Raw genomic sequence first — 14,694 nt, forward strand, 5'->3', positions numbered from 1 at the left:
GAGCGACAGGCACAAGGAAGCCGCTGATCGGGTCGTCAGTCGTGCGGACAGGGGCCTTTTGGCCATGCCGCTTGCAGCAAGGGCTGCTTTGTATGCCGGTTGAGGTGAGCAGACTGAGGGTTGGCATATGCGGGCCTTTCGTCAGCGAGGGTTAGAATTCCACCCCGATCTGCGCTTTGATGCCAGACCGGAACGGGTGTTTGACCAGCTCCATTTCGGTCACAAGATCTGCCAGTTCGATCAGGTCGGCATGGGCGTTGCGACCGGTCAGCACGACGTGGGTCATGGGTGGTTTGTGGTCGCGCAGAAAGGCCACGACCTCGGCCGCATCAACATAATCGTAGCGGATCGCGATGTTAATTTCATCAAGCAGCACCATATGGTTGCTTTCGTCGAGGATCAGCTCTTTGGCCTTGGCCCAAGCAGCCTGCGCCATTTCAGTGTCGCGCGACTTGTCTTGGGTTTCCCAAGTGAACCCTTCGCCCATCGTGTGGAACGCGCATGTATCGGTGAACTTGGACAGGATCAGGTCACGTTCGCCAGTGGACATGCCGCCCTTGATGAACTGCACGACGGCGCATTTCATGTCATGCGCGATGCAGCGGAAAATCATCCCGAACGCAGCCGATGATTTGCCCTTGCCCTTTCCTGTGTGCACAATCACAAGCCCTTTTTGGTCGGTCTTGGTGGCCATGATCTTGTCGCGCGCGACCTTCTTTTTGGCCATTTTCATCGCGTGGCGATCTGTATCCTCGGTCATCTTGTGGTCTCCTTTAAGGCAACCGTATCGCGCGGGACCGGTCGGGTAAATGTGATAGAGGTGTGGCGGTCAAATCCTTTGTGGCAGCTGCGCGCGCTTTCGACAAAACCCATCGCTGCAAAGGCCGCGTGGTTGGCGCAAAGTTCGATCCGCGTTTCTAATGTCAGGCTGGTTAGACCCAGCGCAGTTGCGCGTATCTGTGCGTGCCGGATCATGCCCCGCCCCAGCCCTTGGCCACGCATGCCCGCCGCAGTGGCCAGTTTCCCGATATAAAGCGTACCGCTGTTGGGCGTGAGGATCGCGCAGCATTGTGGCGGGCGGCCGATGGCCCAAAGTTCGGCCTTGCCAGCGGTGTCGCGCAGGTTGTCCAATGTCATCTGATGCACAGATGAGGGCGGATCAACCACGCCGTCCATATAGGCGAAACTGTCTTGGATTAGCGCAAGGACATCCGCAACCACCGTATCGCGCGCGTTGACGCGATAAGGGGTCAAGGGGCGGTCCCCGGCGATAATAACCCCGCAATGCGTGCGCGGGCTGAATTGGATCGGGGCTGCCAAAGATTGCGGTCGATGGCTTCTTGCAGGCGCTGGGCGATTTCGCGCAGGGCGGGCGCATTAGCGTCAGCGATAAATTCGCGGGTGTCGTCGTCTTTGATAAACGCCTCTTCAACCAGATCAAAATGGTGGTTCTGCACGGCGCCAGTGGTGGCTGCAAAGGCGAACAGGTAATCGACCGTGGCGGCAATCTCAAACGCGCCTTTGTAGCCGTGGCGTTTGACGCCGTCGATCCATTTGGGGTTAACCACGCGGCTGCGTACAACCCGCCCGATTTCATCGTCAAGTGTCCGGATCAATGGTCGCTCGGGGCGGGAATGGTCGTTGTGATAGATCGGGCGGTCTTGCCCTTGCAATGTGCTGACCGCGGCCGCAGCCCCGCCTTCGAATTGGTAATAGTCGTCGCTGTCCAGAATGTCGTGTTCGCGGTTGTCTTGGTTTTGTACGATGGCTTCGACCTGCGACAGGCGGGTTTCAAAGGCTGCGCGGTCCTTGCGACCGTCTGCGCCCGCGCCGTAAGCATAGCTGCCCCATTCAAGATAGGCCTCGGCGAAATCGGATTTTTCGGCCCAGATACGTTCGTCAATCAGCGCCTGAAGACCTGCGCCGTAAGCGCCAGGTTTTGACCCAAAGATGCGGGTTCTGGCTTCGCCTGCTTTGGCGCGAGCGGCGGCGGGGTTTATGTCGGCAGGTTCATCAAGGGCTTGCACGGCCCGTGCGGCGCTGTCGACAAGGGCAATGAGCTGCGGGAAAGCATCGCGGAAAAAGCCCGAGATGCGCAAGGTCACATCAACGCGCGGGCGGCCAAGGATGGATTGCGGCAGGATGTCAAAACCCGTGACGCGTCGGTTGGCGCTGTCCCATTTGGGTTTGACCCCCATTAGGGCTAGGGCTTGCGCGATATCATCGCCGCCCGTGCGCATATTGGCCGTGCCCCAAGCAGTGATCAACATGCTGCGCGGCCAGTCGCCGTGGTCTTGCAGGTGTTTTTCAATCAGCAGGCTGGCCGATTTCCAGCCAAGTGCCCAAGCGGTAGGGGTCGGGACGGCCCGGCTATCGACACTGTAGAAATTGCGCCCTGTCGGCAGCACATCCAGCCGTCCGCGGGTGGGCGCGCCGGACGGGCCCGGGGCGACGAAGTGCCCATTGAGGGCGCTGAGAAGCCCCGCCCCTTCGGCGGGTCCACAGGCCTGAATGGTGGGTAAGACCGTAGTGAGTATTTCGTCCAGAACGGCCTGTGCCGCTCGCGGGGTGAACCCCGCATCGCCCCACCCGCCGTCCCGCAGGCCGCGCTGGCATAATGCTTCGAGCCGTTCAACTGTATCGCCATTTGTACGCCAGACCCCATCCCCTGCCAGTGCGGCGGGTTTTGTGACAGCCGTAGCCGCCATATCGCAATCGAGCGGGTCGATTCCAAGGTTTAGGTCTTCTGCCAATGCCCGCAGGATCGACGCGTTTTTGCCTGTCCCATCTCCGCGCGGTACCCGCGCGAGTGCAATTGCGAGGTCCCGTTCTTGCTGCCCTGTCGGTGACTGGCCGAAAATATGTAGCCCGTCGCGAATTTGTGCTTCTTTGAGCTCACACAGATAGGCGTCAAGCTTGCCAAGATCGCCGTCGCTGTCGCCTGTAAATCCTGCATCCTTGGCCAGCCCTGTGACCTCTGACAGCGACAGGATTTCTTTGCGCAGGTGGGTGATGCGCCGTGGGTCGACCCCTGCGGCTTCGTAATATTCGTCAACCAGTGCTTCTAGGTCGCGCATCGGTCCGTAGCTTTCGGCGCGTGTCAGCGGCGGTGTCAGGTGGTCGATGATCACGGCAGATGTGCGCCGTTTGGCTTGCGTGCCTTCGCCCGGATCGTTGACGATGAACGGATAGACATGTGGCGTTGGGCCAAAGACAGCCTCGGGCCAGCAGGTTTCTGACAATGCCACCGCCTTGCCCGGTAGCCATTCGAGATTGCCGTGTTTGCCCATATGCACGATCGCATCCGCGCCCCAATGGTGACGTAGCCAGAAATAGAAGGCGAGGTAGTTGTGCGGCGGCACCAGATCGGGCGAATGATAGGTTTCGGCCGGGTCGATGTTATATCCCCGCGCTGGTTGCAGCCCGACAACCGCTTTGCCATAGCGATGAATAGAAAGGGCAAATCCCTGTTGCGCCTCCGGCGGGAGTATTTTTTGCGATGTGATGAACGGGTCGTTTTCAGGCGGCCCCCAGCGCGTGATGATCTGGTCTTTGATGTCCCATGGCAGGGCGTCAAAGTGCTGCTGGTAGATGGCAAGGGGCAGGAACTCTCCGCCTTGTTTTTCCGCCCGGTCCGTTAGCCAGTTTGTCGGCCCTGCCATGATGGTTTGCATCATGGCGGCACTATCTGCAGGCGGCGTGACGTGATGCCCGGCAGCTTTGAGTAAGTTGAGCACATGCAACGTCGCCGCTGGCGTATCGAGCCCGACCCCGTTGGCAAGCCGTCCGTCTTTATTGGGGTAGTTGGCGAGGATCAGGGCAGTTTTTTTGTCGGCGGATTTTGTGCGCCGCAGGTTGGCCCAATTGCGCGCAAGCTGGCTGGTGAAATCGATCCGGTCGCCTAGCGCCTGATAGGTTGCGATCGGGCACTGCGTGGCCGTATCAAAGAAGGCTTCGCCCTTGAAGCTGACAGCGCGCGACAGGATGCGCCCGTCGACTTCGGGTAGGGCGACGTTCATCGCGATGTCGCGTGCGGTCAGCCCGTGCAGCCCGTCGCGCCATGAGGCCTCGTCTGATCCGGAAAGGATGACTTGGAACACCGGCGCGTTATTGGCTAGCAGCGGATTTGTCGGGCTGTCGTCGCCGTCATGCGGGCTGCCCACAGCGAAGGCGGTGCAGTTGAGGATAACATCGGGCGGGTGGGTCGCAAACAGTTGCTCCAACGTGGCGCGGCTGATTGAATCTTTGAGTGAGGCTACGAAGATGGGCAGCGGGTTAAGCCCCGCGCGCAACAGGCTGCGCACCAATTTGTTGATCGGGTTCAGACCGCCGCCCTGAACCAAGGCGCGGTAAAAGATGATTGGCACGATGGGCGCGCCCTTAGTCCAATCAGTCTGAGCGGCGGCTGCATCAGCAATGCCCCCGCCCGGCCAATAGACCCCTGCGCGCAACAGCGGGCTGGCCGCAGCGGGTTTTCCCGCGCCGTCCAGCATGGCCTGTGCATAGGCGAGCAGGTTGGTGCTGTTTTGCGGGCCACCTTCGACGAAATAGGACCAGAGCGCATCGTAATCCGCCCCGGACACCGTGGATAATTCTCGCAATTCCTGATCGGGTTTGTCATCACCAGGTAGCGCGACAAAGGGGATGCCAGCCGCATGCAGCCGCGCCGCATATTGCGTAAACCCGTATTTCCAATAGCCCGCCCCGCCCAAGATGCGCGCAATCACCAGCCGCGATTTTGTAGCACAATCATCCAGATGCAGATCAACCGACATCGGGTGTTGCAGGTGCATCATATTCGCCAGCCGCAGGTCCGGCGGGTTGTCCATTTGCGCACGGGCCTCTGACAGTGCAGCCAGTTCGGTGTCGGCGGCGGAAATAATGACCACATCAGCAGGGGTCTGCCCCAGATCAACAGGTTCTGATCCGTCCGATATTGCGCCAGGTGTTGCAGCAAGCAGGTGCATTAGGATTTTTCCCGTGCTAGTGGGTGCCCAAACAAGAGGTTGAGATCATGGATTACAAAGCCGCAGGCGCGCCGAAAAAGGGCAAAAACGCGCCAAAACACAGTGAACATAATGCGCATGGGTCGCGCAAGAAACCGTTCGGGCAACGACCAAGCAAGGAAGAATTGCTCGCGCGGATGAAAGCCGCCGCCGAGGCGAATAAGGCCGGGTAGGTTCATAGCGGTTTTTTCATAAAAACCGAGCTTTTGGCGGTGGTGTAATCGCCAAAAGCGTCACAATACGTGAACCCGTGCCGTGCATAAAGCCGGTGCGCGGCATGCAGAACATTCCCCGTTTCAAGCTGGATGACAGGCAGTTTCAGCGCAATCGCCTGATCCTCGATCTGCCGCATGAGCGCGTCGCCGATCCCTTTGCCGCGTGCATGTTCGGCGACAAACATGGATTTCACTTCGCCATAATCCGCATGGGATTTGAGCGCACCGGTGCCCAATATCTGGTCACCGATCCGCGCCGTGAAAAAGTAGATATCATCGGCGACCAGATCGTCGATTTCCAGAAAGTAGTTGTCTTCGGGCGGAAAGAGCGACCCCATCAAGGCGTGACTTTGCTTTAGCAAAGCCGTCGCTTGTGGATGGTGTGGGTCTGTCCGCGCGATGATGATCATGCTAGCAGAGCGGCCGTGATTGCGGCCTGATCAAGGCCTGTTTCGCCGATCACAACCAGCCGTGTTTCGCGCGGGGCGTCACCAAAGGGCTGGTCGAAATAGGTATCGACCCGCGGGCCAACGGCCTGCAATGTCAGGCGCATCGGTTTGCCCGCGACCGCGACAAAACCCTTGAGGCGCAAGATACCGTGGCTGCGGATCACATCGGCGACTTGGGCCGCAAATGCGGACGCATCTGCAATTTCGCCGCGTGTGACGATAAAGCTTTCGAATTCGTCATGACCGTGGCTGTGTTCATGGTCGTGGTGATCATCGTCGTCGTCATCATGGTGATGATGGTGGATTTCGTGGCGGGCAGACAGATCTGATTCGGCCCCTACACCTTGGCCCAGCAGGACGTCGACGGGCAGGGCACCCATCGCGGCTTTGATTACCTGCACGCCAGCGCGGCTTTCGGATTTGAGCTTGGCGATCAGCGCGTCGGCTTCTGCTTCGGTCAGCAGGTCGGCCTTGTTGACGACGATCATATCGGCACAGGCGACCTGATCTTCGAACAGCTCGGACAGGGGCGTTTCATGGTCAAGATTTTCGTCCTGCGCCCGCAGTGCGTCTACGGCGGCGACGTTATGGGCGAATTGTCCGTCAACAACCGCGCGGCCATCAACAACGGTGATGACACCATCTACGGTGACGCGGGTGGAAATATCGGGCCAGTTGAAGGCGCGGATCAGCGGTTGCGGCAAGGCAAGGCCGGAAGTCTCGATCACGATATGGTCAGGTTTATCTTCGCGCGCCAGCAGCGTTTCCATCGTCGGAATGAAATCATCGGCGACGGTGCAGCAGATACAGCCGTTCGACAGTTCGACAATGTCGTCTTCGGTGCAGGTTTCAATGCCGCAGCCTTTTAGGATATCGCCATCCACGCCAAGATCGCCAAATTCATTGATGATCAGCGCGATGCGCTTGCCTTGGGCGTTTTGCAACATGTGGCGGATCAGCGTGGTCTTTCCGGCACCAAGAAAGCCGGTGACTACGGTTGCGGGGATTTTTGCGGGCATGGGTGTTTCCGTTTCTTTTGGCGCTTGCTAAGTATGGCGAATGAACAAGCGGATGACAATTTGTGATACCTGTGAGGGGCCAGGTCGGGCATTCGCAGAAGATATGCGTGCTGTGCTTTCGGATTGGGACGTGCGGTTGCATACGTGTTTTTCGGTCTGTTCGAAACCTATCGGGCTATCCATTCAGGCGGATGACAAAGCCACCTATCTGTTTTCCGGATTGGGGCGTGCGGATGTTGATGATCTTGTTGCATTCACAGCCCTTTATGACGCGGCACCGGATGGATGGATCACAGACGTGCGCCCCGCCGGTCGGGTCAGGTTTTGCCTGACGGGACGCGTGCCTGCTTGATGTTTCATGGGATAGTGATTTGGGCCTGAATCGCCTCGCCACCTACTGCCCATGTCTCGTGATCATTTGTACTTAGCGTGACGTTAACGATATCGCCCGGCGCGACATGCGGGAGGTGGGTCCAAGGACCGTATGCCCGCATGATTTTTTCGCCGTTGATGTAGATATGTGCATGGCCGCTTCCCGGATTTGATGGGGTGTCCACATCTTGGGGAGCCCAAGAAAAGTCCGTGCTAACAACATGAAGGTTCACGCCCTGATCATCTGGCGCGCGTGTGAACGCAAGATTTAGGTCCGGCGCAGGGCCATCCCACTCCCGCAGATTGCTATGATCGTGCGCGGTGTGATCATGCGCCCCGTGGCTATGTGGGGCAGCAGGCAAACCGCCAGCGGCCAAGAATCCACCGCCGACGCCAAAGAATAGGCCAATAACAAAAAGAAGTAGCGGGCGCATCACGCCGCCCCCGCTTTGTCTTGGTTTGTCCAAAGCGCCCCAAGAAACAGCCCGAGACAGCACCATGCGACGAGGCCAACGGTAAGCGCCCGCGACGCAAATTCAGCCGCTAGCTCTGGTGGTGCTGGCCCCGTCAGAACGTCAGCTGAAGGTGCGCCGATGACATGTGGTGCGGCCAGCAATGCGATTGCGATCCCCCACATTGTCCAGTTGCGCCCGAACGCGATCATCCAAATCCCAGCACCGGTAAGGATCACGGTCGCATACCACCAGATTTGACGGGCTTCCAATTCACCCGCGCTCATTCCTGGTAATTCCGGTGCTAGCCCAAACGACGGGGCCAATTGCGCTGCAATGAACCCGCAAATACCCCAAATGAGCCCCGTACGCGCAGAAAACGCATGTCCGCGTTCTTGGGCGAGCGCGGCAAGTGACATCAAAATCAATGCGTACCCGCAATAGGTCAGGGCCGAAAAGATAACGCTCAGCCCGTCACGGGTAAGGTCGGCTGCAATTTCGGTGGCGACATGTGCCTGTGTTTGCCCATTGCCGAAATGGGTCAGCGCACCAGTTTCAAATAATTCGGCATGCAGCAAAATAGGCTGCACAAATGCAAATTGGAGCAAGGCGGCAATCAGCCCCGCGCCAAACCCAGCGATCAACGCGCTGGTTACAACTTTTTGAAACATGGATTAGTGGCAGGGAAAGCCGGTTGCGTGACGCACATCATGCGCCGCGTCATGCAGGGTTGCTGCCTGCACATGCCCTGCGACAGTGATTATGCCAATCCCAATGAACGCCGCTGCGAGGATTGAAAGTACGTTAGTTGAAACGCGTGATTTTACCAAAGTCGTCATATCTTGCTCCTTTTCCCGTCACACCCGACGGGTTTGTCCAGTTCTTGCATGGCTGGTCTCCTGGCTTGCGGGTCGCGGTACCTTGCTTGCCTTCCCAGGTTTCCCCAGTGGCGTGAACAACAAGGCACTCACCGCATACAGTCGCGGGGGCGGCTGTGGCATCGGGCCTCCGGTTCGGATCGGCCTTTCCACATTCCCATTTCATCCCCAGATGCTTGGCATCACAAGGGGAACCGTGCCTGTTGTTTGTGCGCTGTGCAGGTGGTCTGCGTCAAGGCAGAATGCGACATTTGGCAGGTATTGCGCGGCCATTGTGGAATTGCGGTGCAGTGCAAACGCAATATCTTGTGGATAACTGCCGTCATCGCCGCATATCCTGCGTCTGCGCCGTTGACAGCTTGCGGGCGCGCCGCTCATGGTTTTGGGACAAAAGAATCACGAGGACAGCCCCTTGCGCTTTAGCAAACTGCGTCTGAATGGCTTTAAAAGCTTTGTAGACCCCACCGATCTGATCATCGCGGATGGTTTGACGGGTGTTGTGGGGCCGAACGGCTGTGGCAAATCCAACCTGCTAGAGGCCTTGCGCTGGGTCATGGGCGAAAACCGCGCGAAATCCATGCGCGGCGCCGGTATGGAAGACGTGATTTTTGCGGGGGCCTCTTCGCGGCCGGCGCGCAATTTTGCCGAAGTATCATTGGTTATCGACAATGGTGAGCGGCTTGCGCCCGCGTCGTTTAATGATGCCGACCAGCTTGAGGTCGTGCGCCGGATCACCCGCGATGCGGGATCCGCCTATAAGGTGGGCGCAAAAGATGTGCGCGCGCGCGATGTGCAGATGTTGTTCGCCGATGCATCGACAGGCGCGCATTCGCCCGCGCTGGTGCGCCAAGGCATGATTTCGGAACTGATCAACGCCAAACCCAAGGCCCGCCGCCGCATTCTGGAAGAGGCCGCAGGGATTTCGGGCCTGTATCAGCGCCGCCATGAGGCGGAACTGAAGCTCAGGGGTGCCGAAACCAACCTGACCCGTGTGGATGACGTGATTGAACAATTGGCCGCGCAACTGGGGCAATTGGCGCGCCAAGCACGGCAAGCCGCTCGCTACCGCGAAATAGGCGATCAGCTTCGGCGCGCCGAAGGCATGCTGCTGTTCCGCCGCTGGAAAGAGGCCGACGAGGCAATGCTTGCCGCCGCGGATCATCTGCGCGAACGCACCACGCAGGCCGCCCAAGCCGAAAAAGCCGCCCGTGCCGCCGCCAAGGCGCGCAGCATCTGCGAGGATGCATTGCCCCCCTTGCGTGAAGAAGAAACCATTGCCGCGGCCGTGTTGCAGCGCTTGCAGGTGCAGCGCGATACGCTCAAGGATCAAGAAAACCGCGCGCTCGAGCTGATCGAAACCCTGCGCGGCCGGATTGACCAGTTGACCCGCGATATGGAACGCGAGGCGGGGCTGAACAAGGACGCGGGCGAAACCATTGAACGGCTGGAATGGGAAGCGCGCGAAATTGCCAAAGCGGGCGAGGGCCATGACGCCCGCCTGCAAGAGGCGCAGGCCGCCGCGAGCGAAGCTGCGCGCATTCTGGAAAAGCGCGAATCCGATCTGTCGCAGCTGACCGAAGATGTCGCGCGGCTGGCTGCCCGTCATCAATCTGCGCAACGCCTTGTCGCGGATAACCGCACCACGATGGAACGCAACGAGGCCGAAGCCGCCCGCGCCAAATCCGCGATGCAAGACGCCGCGCAAGCGCTGGCCAAGGCCGAGGCCGATTTTGCCGCCGCAGGTGAGGCCGAAAAAGCGGCAGTTGTGGCCGCCGAAGCCGCGGATACTGCCCTGACAAACGCCGAAGCCGCCCGCGCCGCCACGCAAACCCGCGAAAGCGAAGCACGCGCCATGCGTTCCGCCGCCGAAGGCGAGGCCAATGCGTTACGCGCCGAGGTGGCGGCGCTTGCCAAGCTGGTTGAACGTGACACCGCCGAGGGTGGCCATGTGCTTGACCTTTTGCAGGTGCAAAACGGCTATGAAAAGGCGCTGGGCGCGGCATTGGCCGATGACCTGCGCGCGCCTGCCGTTGGGGCGGATGCGAAATCGGGCTGGGCGCTTTTGCCTGGATATTCCGTGCCGCAGACATTGCCCGATGGCGTGAAGGCGCTGACCAATTTCGTGACCGTGCCAGAGGTGCTTGCGCGCCGTATGGCGCAGGTCGGGCTGGTGGATGCCGCCGATGGCCCGCGTTTGCAGGCAGATTTGAAACCGGGGCAGCGGCTTGTTTCGGTGGAAGGAGATTTATGGCGCTGGGACGGGTTCCGCGCAGGTGCCGAAGACGCGCCATCGGCAGCGGCGCTGCGTTTGCAACAGCTGAACCGGCTGACTGATCTCAAGCGGGATCTAGAAGAGGCATCAGGCACTGCGATCGGCGCGGCGCAAGCGCATGACGTGCTGACAAAATTGCTGCAAGAGCAGACCGAAGCCGACCAAGCCGCCCGTTCCGCGCGCCGTGATGCAGACCGAATGGTCGCCGATGCCAACCGCGCCGCCAGCCGTGCCGAAGCCGACCGCAACCTGAGCCAAGGCAAACAAGAAAGCCTTGGGCTTGCGCTCGCGCGGCACGAAGAAGAAGCAATGCGTGCCCGCAAATCGCTGGCAGAGGCCGAAGCGGCAGCGGCGGCTTTGGGCAATCTCGACGAAGCGCGCGGGGCCGTGGAAGATGTGAAAATGACCGTCGAGGCGGCGCGGATCACGATGATGTCGCACCGCTCTGCCCATGATGAGGTCCGCCGTGAAGGTGAAGCGCGCCTGAAACGGTCACAGCATATCACCAAGGATGTGAGCGGCTGGAAATACCGGCTTGAGACTGCCAATAAACACAGCGCGGAACTGGCTGCGCGCAAACTGGCGTCAGAAACCGAACTGGCCGAGGCCACAACAGCCCCCGAAGAAATCGCGGCAAAGCGGTCCGAACTGGCCGATGCGATTGACGCGGCTGAACTGCGCCGCAAGGCCGCTGCGGACAAGCTGGTTGCGGCTGATAGCGCCCTGCGCGAGGCAGGACACCAAGAACGCGACGCAGAGCGGCTGGCATCAGAGGCCCGTGAGGCGCGCGCCCGTTCCGAGGCCCGCGCAGATGCAGCCCGTGAAACGGTCGCCTATGCGTCAGAGCGGATCATGGAAGCGCAAGAGGTCACCCCGCAAAAGCTGCTCGAATCGCTGGAAATGACGGTCGAAGACATGCCAGATTCTGATGCGGTCGAGGCACAGGTGAATGCGCTTAAACGTCAGCGCGATAGTCTGGGTGCGGTGAACCTGCGTGCTGAAGAGGACGCGCAGGAAGTGCAGGTCGAGCATGACGGGCTGGTGTCTGAAAAGGCCGATCTAGAGGCCGCGATTGCGGCGCTGCGCACGGGGATCGCAAGCCTGAACAAAGAAGGCCGCGAACGGCTGCTGACCGCGTTTGAACAGGTAAACGATAATTTCGGCCTGTTGTTCACGCATCTGTTTGGCGGTGGTGAGGCAAAACTGGTGCTGGTGGAATCCGATGACCCGCTTGAAGCCGGGCTTGAGATCATGTGCCAGCCACCGGGTAAGAAGCTGAGCACATTGTCGTTGCTATCGGGGGGTGAACAGACCCTGACTGCGCTGGCGTTGATCTTTGCGGTGTTCTTGGCGAACCCTGCGCCGATCTGTGTGCTCGACGAGGTCGACGCGCCGCTGGACGATGCCAACGTGACCCGTTTTTGTGATCTGCTGGACGAGATGTGCCGCCGCACTGACACGCGGTTCCTGATTATCACCCACCACGCCGTCACCATGAGCCGGATGGACCGGCTATTTGGTGTCACGATGGGGGAACAGGGTGTGTCGCAGCTGGTGTCGGTTGATCTGAAGAAGGCGGCAGCGATGGTGGCGTGATGGCGCGCGACGCTGTTGCTGCGCAATGCGCCCCACCCGCCATCCCGTCAGCCTAGGGTAGTCGTTCGCGCAGCACCCGCACCATATTGCCGCCCATGACTTTGCCGATTTGATCGTCACTGAGCCCTGCATCGATCAGGGCTTGGGTTAGTGCGGCAAGTTCGGATGTATCAAAGGCCGTTGCGACCGATCCGTCAAAATCCGACCCCAGCGACACGTGATCTTCGCCCAAAAGCGCGATTGCTGCTTTGATTGATGCCGCCACCCCTGCGGGGCTATCGTCGCAGGTCACATCCGCCCAGTAGCCGATGGCAATCACACCGCCAGTCGCGGCGATGTCTTGCATTAGATCATCGGTGAAATTGCGTTCAACGGCGCAGACGGAATGAATGCCTGTATGGCTAACCACCAGCGGCATATCTGTCATTGCCAGCACATCGCGCGCGACCTGCGGCGATGAATGCGCCAGATCAAGCACAAGGTTGCGTGCTGCGACCTCGGCGACAACTGCGCGCCCGAAATCGGTCAACCCGTGATCGCCTGTCCCGTGCAGTGATCCGCCCAGCGCATTATCAAAGAAGTGCTGCAAGGCTATCATGCGGTGACCCGCAGCCTCGATCTTATCAAGATTGGCGATATCGCCCATTAGCGGATGCGCGCCCTCGATCCCCAATAGCCCGCCGACAACCTGTTGCCCAGCGGCCCGATCTGCCAGCAGTTGATCAAGATCAGCACGGGTTTTGATCACGCGCAATTGGCCGTTGGATGCATCCGCATAGCGGTGCAGGCGATCGGCCTGATACAGCGCGCGTTCGAGCAGGCTGTTCCAAGTGCGCGACGGCCAAAGCTGACCGATCACAAGCGGGGTGATGTTGTCAAAAGCGTCGCTGCTGTTTTCGTGGTAGTTCTGCCCCGCAGGGCTTTTGGTGACGGCGGTGAACATCTGGATCGCGACGTTGCCTTCGATCAGGCGGGGCAGGTCGACCTGACCTCGATCCGCGCGGTCCAAAAGGCTGCGTTTCCAAAGCAGCGTATCCGCGTGCCAATCGCCGATGATCAAGCTGTCATGCAACGATTGCGCGCGCTCACTGACCGGATAGGGCGCGTGATCCGCGACCGCATTGCGCCCTTTTTCAACATAGCCGGGGCCAAGTGTAAGGAACGCCCCCACGCCTATGATAAACAGTAGCGCGAGGAAATTGAAAAAACGGCGCATCGGGGCCCCTTACAGCTGGTTCAACAGATCAAGCGTTGGCCAGGCATCGGCTGGCATGCCAAGCCGCTGCTGTTCGGCCTGCACAGCGTTGCGGGTCATGGCGCCCAAAATACCGTCAATACCGCCAACGTCATGGCCGCGCGCTGTCAGTTTTTGCTGCAATTGTTGCATTTGCGGCCCTGTCAGCGGCTCTGACGGGTTGCCCGCGTCATAGACCGATGCGCCGGAAAGGCGTGTCGCGAAATAGGCGGCCGTGGTCACATAGACAAAGCTTTTGTTCCATTCAAAATAGACGTCAAAATTCGGATAGGCGAGGAAAGCAGGCCCGTTGCGCCCCATCGGCAGCAGCACAGAGGCTTGCAGGTTTGACGGGCCAAGCGATCCTTCGCGGGCGGTGATACCGGCGGCGGCCCAGTCGCTGACGCGGAATTTATGGTCCAGTCCGGTTTGCGACCAATCAAGGTTATCGGGCACGTTGATCTCTTGCAGCCACGGTTCATTTGCGTGCCAGCCAAGCGACGACAGCACATTCGCCCCAGACATCAGCGCATCTGGCGCCGATGTTTTCAGGGTCACATGCCCGTCGCCATCGCCGTCCATGCCGCGTTCAATGATATCTAGTGGCAGCATTTGTACTTGCCCGATTTCGCCGGCCCAAGCGCCGGTGGTATTGGCCGGGTCCATATCGCCACGCTGGAATAGTTCAAGCGCGGCCAGCAGTTGCGGGCGGAACAATTCGGGGCGGCGGCAGTCATGCGCCAATGTCAGCAGCGCGTTGCGGGTGTTGAAATTGCCCTGCACCTGACCGTAATCGGTTTCAAACGCCCAGAATGCAAGAAGCACACCGCGCGGGATGCCGAAACGGGATTCGATGGCGTCAAACGTGCTGTCATAGCGCTGACCATAGATGCGCCCGTTATCGATCCGGTTTTGTGAAATCAGCGCGCGTGAAAAGCTGATGAAATCCTTTTGGAAAACGCCTTGGGATCTGTCCGCGTTCAGTACGGATTGTTCGATCTGTGCGCCTTGGAAAAAACTGTCCGCGTTGGCTTGGGTGATGCCGTTTGCGACGGCTTCGGCTTTAACGTCCGCGATAAAACGGGTGACATCGCCACCGCAGGTCTGGGCGGTGGCGGTGCTGGCCATAAGGGACAGGGCAAGGGCAAGGCGCATAATGGTTCTCCTATGTGTTGCGCGCAGCGTAACAGCGCGCGCCAAA

13 protein-coding genes and 1 riboswitch are annotated in these 14,694 nt (G+C 59.6%); of the genes, 3 read left to right on the plus strand and 10 right to left on the minus strand.

What is annotated here, in order from left to right:
* Positions 1-151: 151 nt before the first annotated feature.
* The 3 genes from cobO to cobN are packed head-to-tail and all read right to left on the minus strand — an operon-like array spanning position 152 to position 4,967.
* Positions 152-760, minus strand: a complete 609-nt coding sequence (gene cobO, locus BM320_RS00855) for a cob(I)yrinic acid a,c-diamide adenosyltransferase (RefSeq protein WP_090195198.1) — start codon at positions 758-760, stop codon at positions 152-154.
* On the minus strand, positions 757-1,254 hold the full coding sequence (locus tag BM320_RS00860; RefSeq protein ID WP_090195201.1) for a GNAT family N-acetyltransferase: 498 nt from the start codon (positions 1,252-1,254) through the stop codon (positions 757-759). The genes cobO and BM320_RS00860 overlap by 4 nt, the downstream gene beginning before the upstream one ends.
* Entirely contained in the window at positions 1,251-4,967 is a 3,717-nt protein-coding gene (cobN, locus tag BM320_RS00865) for a cobaltochelatase subunit CobN (RefSeq protein WP_090195204.1), read from the minus strand. The genes BM320_RS00860 and cobN overlap by 4 nt, the downstream gene beginning before the upstream one ends.
* A 47-nt stretch (positions 4,968-5,014) precedes the next feature.
* On the opposite strand from cobN, the gene BM320_RS16330 reads away from it, so the two are divergent.
* Positions 5,015-5,179 (plus strand): hypothetical protein, encoded by a 165-nt coding sequence (locus tag BM320_RS16330; RefSeq protein ID WP_090195206.1) that lies wholly within the window; start codon positions 5,015-5,017, stop codon positions 5,177-5,179.
* 2 nt (positions 5,180-5,181) lie between these two features.
* On the opposite strand, the gene BM320_RS00875 is transcribed toward BM320_RS16330, so the two are convergent.
* Positions 5,182-5,631: a GNAT family N-acetyltransferase gene (locus BM320_RS00875; protein ID WP_090195209.1), complete on the minus strand. Its 450-nt coding sequence runs from the start codon at positions 5,629-5,631 to the stop codon at positions 5,182-5,184.
* A complete protein-coding gene (cobW, locus tag BM320_RS00880) occupies positions 5,628-6,689 on the minus strand; it encodes a cobalamin biosynthesis protein CobW (protein ID WP_090195211.1) in 1,062 nt (353 codons plus the stop codon). Before cobW ends, BM320_RS00875 begins: the two co-directional genes overlap by 4 nt.
* Before the next feature lie 52 nt (positions 6,690-6,741).
* Here cobW and BM320_RS00885 point away from each other — a divergent pair, with 52 nt between their 5' ends.
* Positions 6,742-7,041: a DUF1636 family protein gene (locus tag BM320_RS00885; protein ID WP_165614964.1), complete on the plus strand. Its 300-nt coding sequence runs from the start codon at positions 6,742-6,744 to the stop codon at positions 7,039-7,041.
* 4 nt (positions 7,042-7,045) lie between these two features.
* Here the strand turns inward: BM320_RS00885 and BM320_RS00890 are convergent, their stop codons facing one another.
* From BM320_RS00890 to BM320_RS00900, 3 genes are read right to left on the minus strand one after another with little or no spacing between them, the layout of a single operon-like run.
* A complete protein-coding gene (locus BM320_RS00890) occupies positions 7,046-7,495 on the minus strand; it encodes a hypothetical protein (RefSeq protein ID WP_090195218.1) in 450 nt (149 codons plus the stop codon).
* Positions 7,495-8,184 carry a CbtA family protein gene (locus BM320_RS00895; RefSeq protein WP_090195221.1) on the minus strand — a complete coding sequence of 230 codons (690 nt, stop codon included), beginning with the start codon at positions 8,182-8,184 and terminating at the stop codon, positions 7,495-7,497. Before BM320_RS00895 ends, BM320_RS00890 begins: the two co-directional genes overlap by 1 nt.
* 3 nt (positions 8,185-8,187) lie before the next feature.
* A complete protein-coding gene (locus BM320_RS00900; protein WP_090195224.1) occupies positions 8,188-8,352 on the minus strand; it encodes a CbtB domain-containing protein in 165 nt (54 codons plus the stop codon).
* Positions 8,353-8,385: 33 nt separating this feature from the next.
* Positions 8,386-8,605: riboswitch (cobalamin riboswitch) on the minus strand.
* A gap of 198 nt (positions 8,606-8,803) precedes the next feature.
* Here BM320_RS00900 and smc point away from each other — a divergent pair.
* Positions 8,804-12,259, plus strand: coding sequence for a chromosome segregation protein SMC (smc, locus tag BM320_RS00905; protein WP_090200205.1), 3,456 nt, complete (start codon positions 8,804-8,806; stop codon positions 12,257-12,259).
* Between the two features lie 52 nt (positions 12,260-12,311).
* Here the strand turns inward: smc and BM320_RS00910 are convergent, their stop codons facing one another.
* Together BM320_RS00910 and BM320_RS00915 are read right to left on the minus strand one after the other, a co-directional pair.
* Positions 12,312-13,475 carry a dipeptidase gene (locus BM320_RS00910; RefSeq protein WP_090195228.1) on the minus strand — a complete coding sequence of 388 codons (1,164 nt, stop codon included), beginning with the start codon at positions 13,473-13,475 and terminating at the stop codon, positions 12,312-12,314.
* A gap of 9 nt (positions 13,476-13,484) precedes the next feature.
* Positions 13,485-14,648: a lytic murein transglycosylase gene (locus BM320_RS00915; protein ID WP_090195231.1), complete on the minus strand. Its 1,164-nt coding sequence runs from the start codon at positions 14,646-14,648 to the stop codon at positions 13,485-13,487.
* Between the last annotated feature and the right edge of the window lie 46 nt (positions 14,649-14,694).

Source organism: Yoonia tamlensis, assembly GCF_900115105.1.
Lineage (GTDB): Bacteria > Pseudomonadota > Alphaproteobacteria > Rhodobacterales > Rhodobacteraceae > Yoonia > Yoonia tamlensis.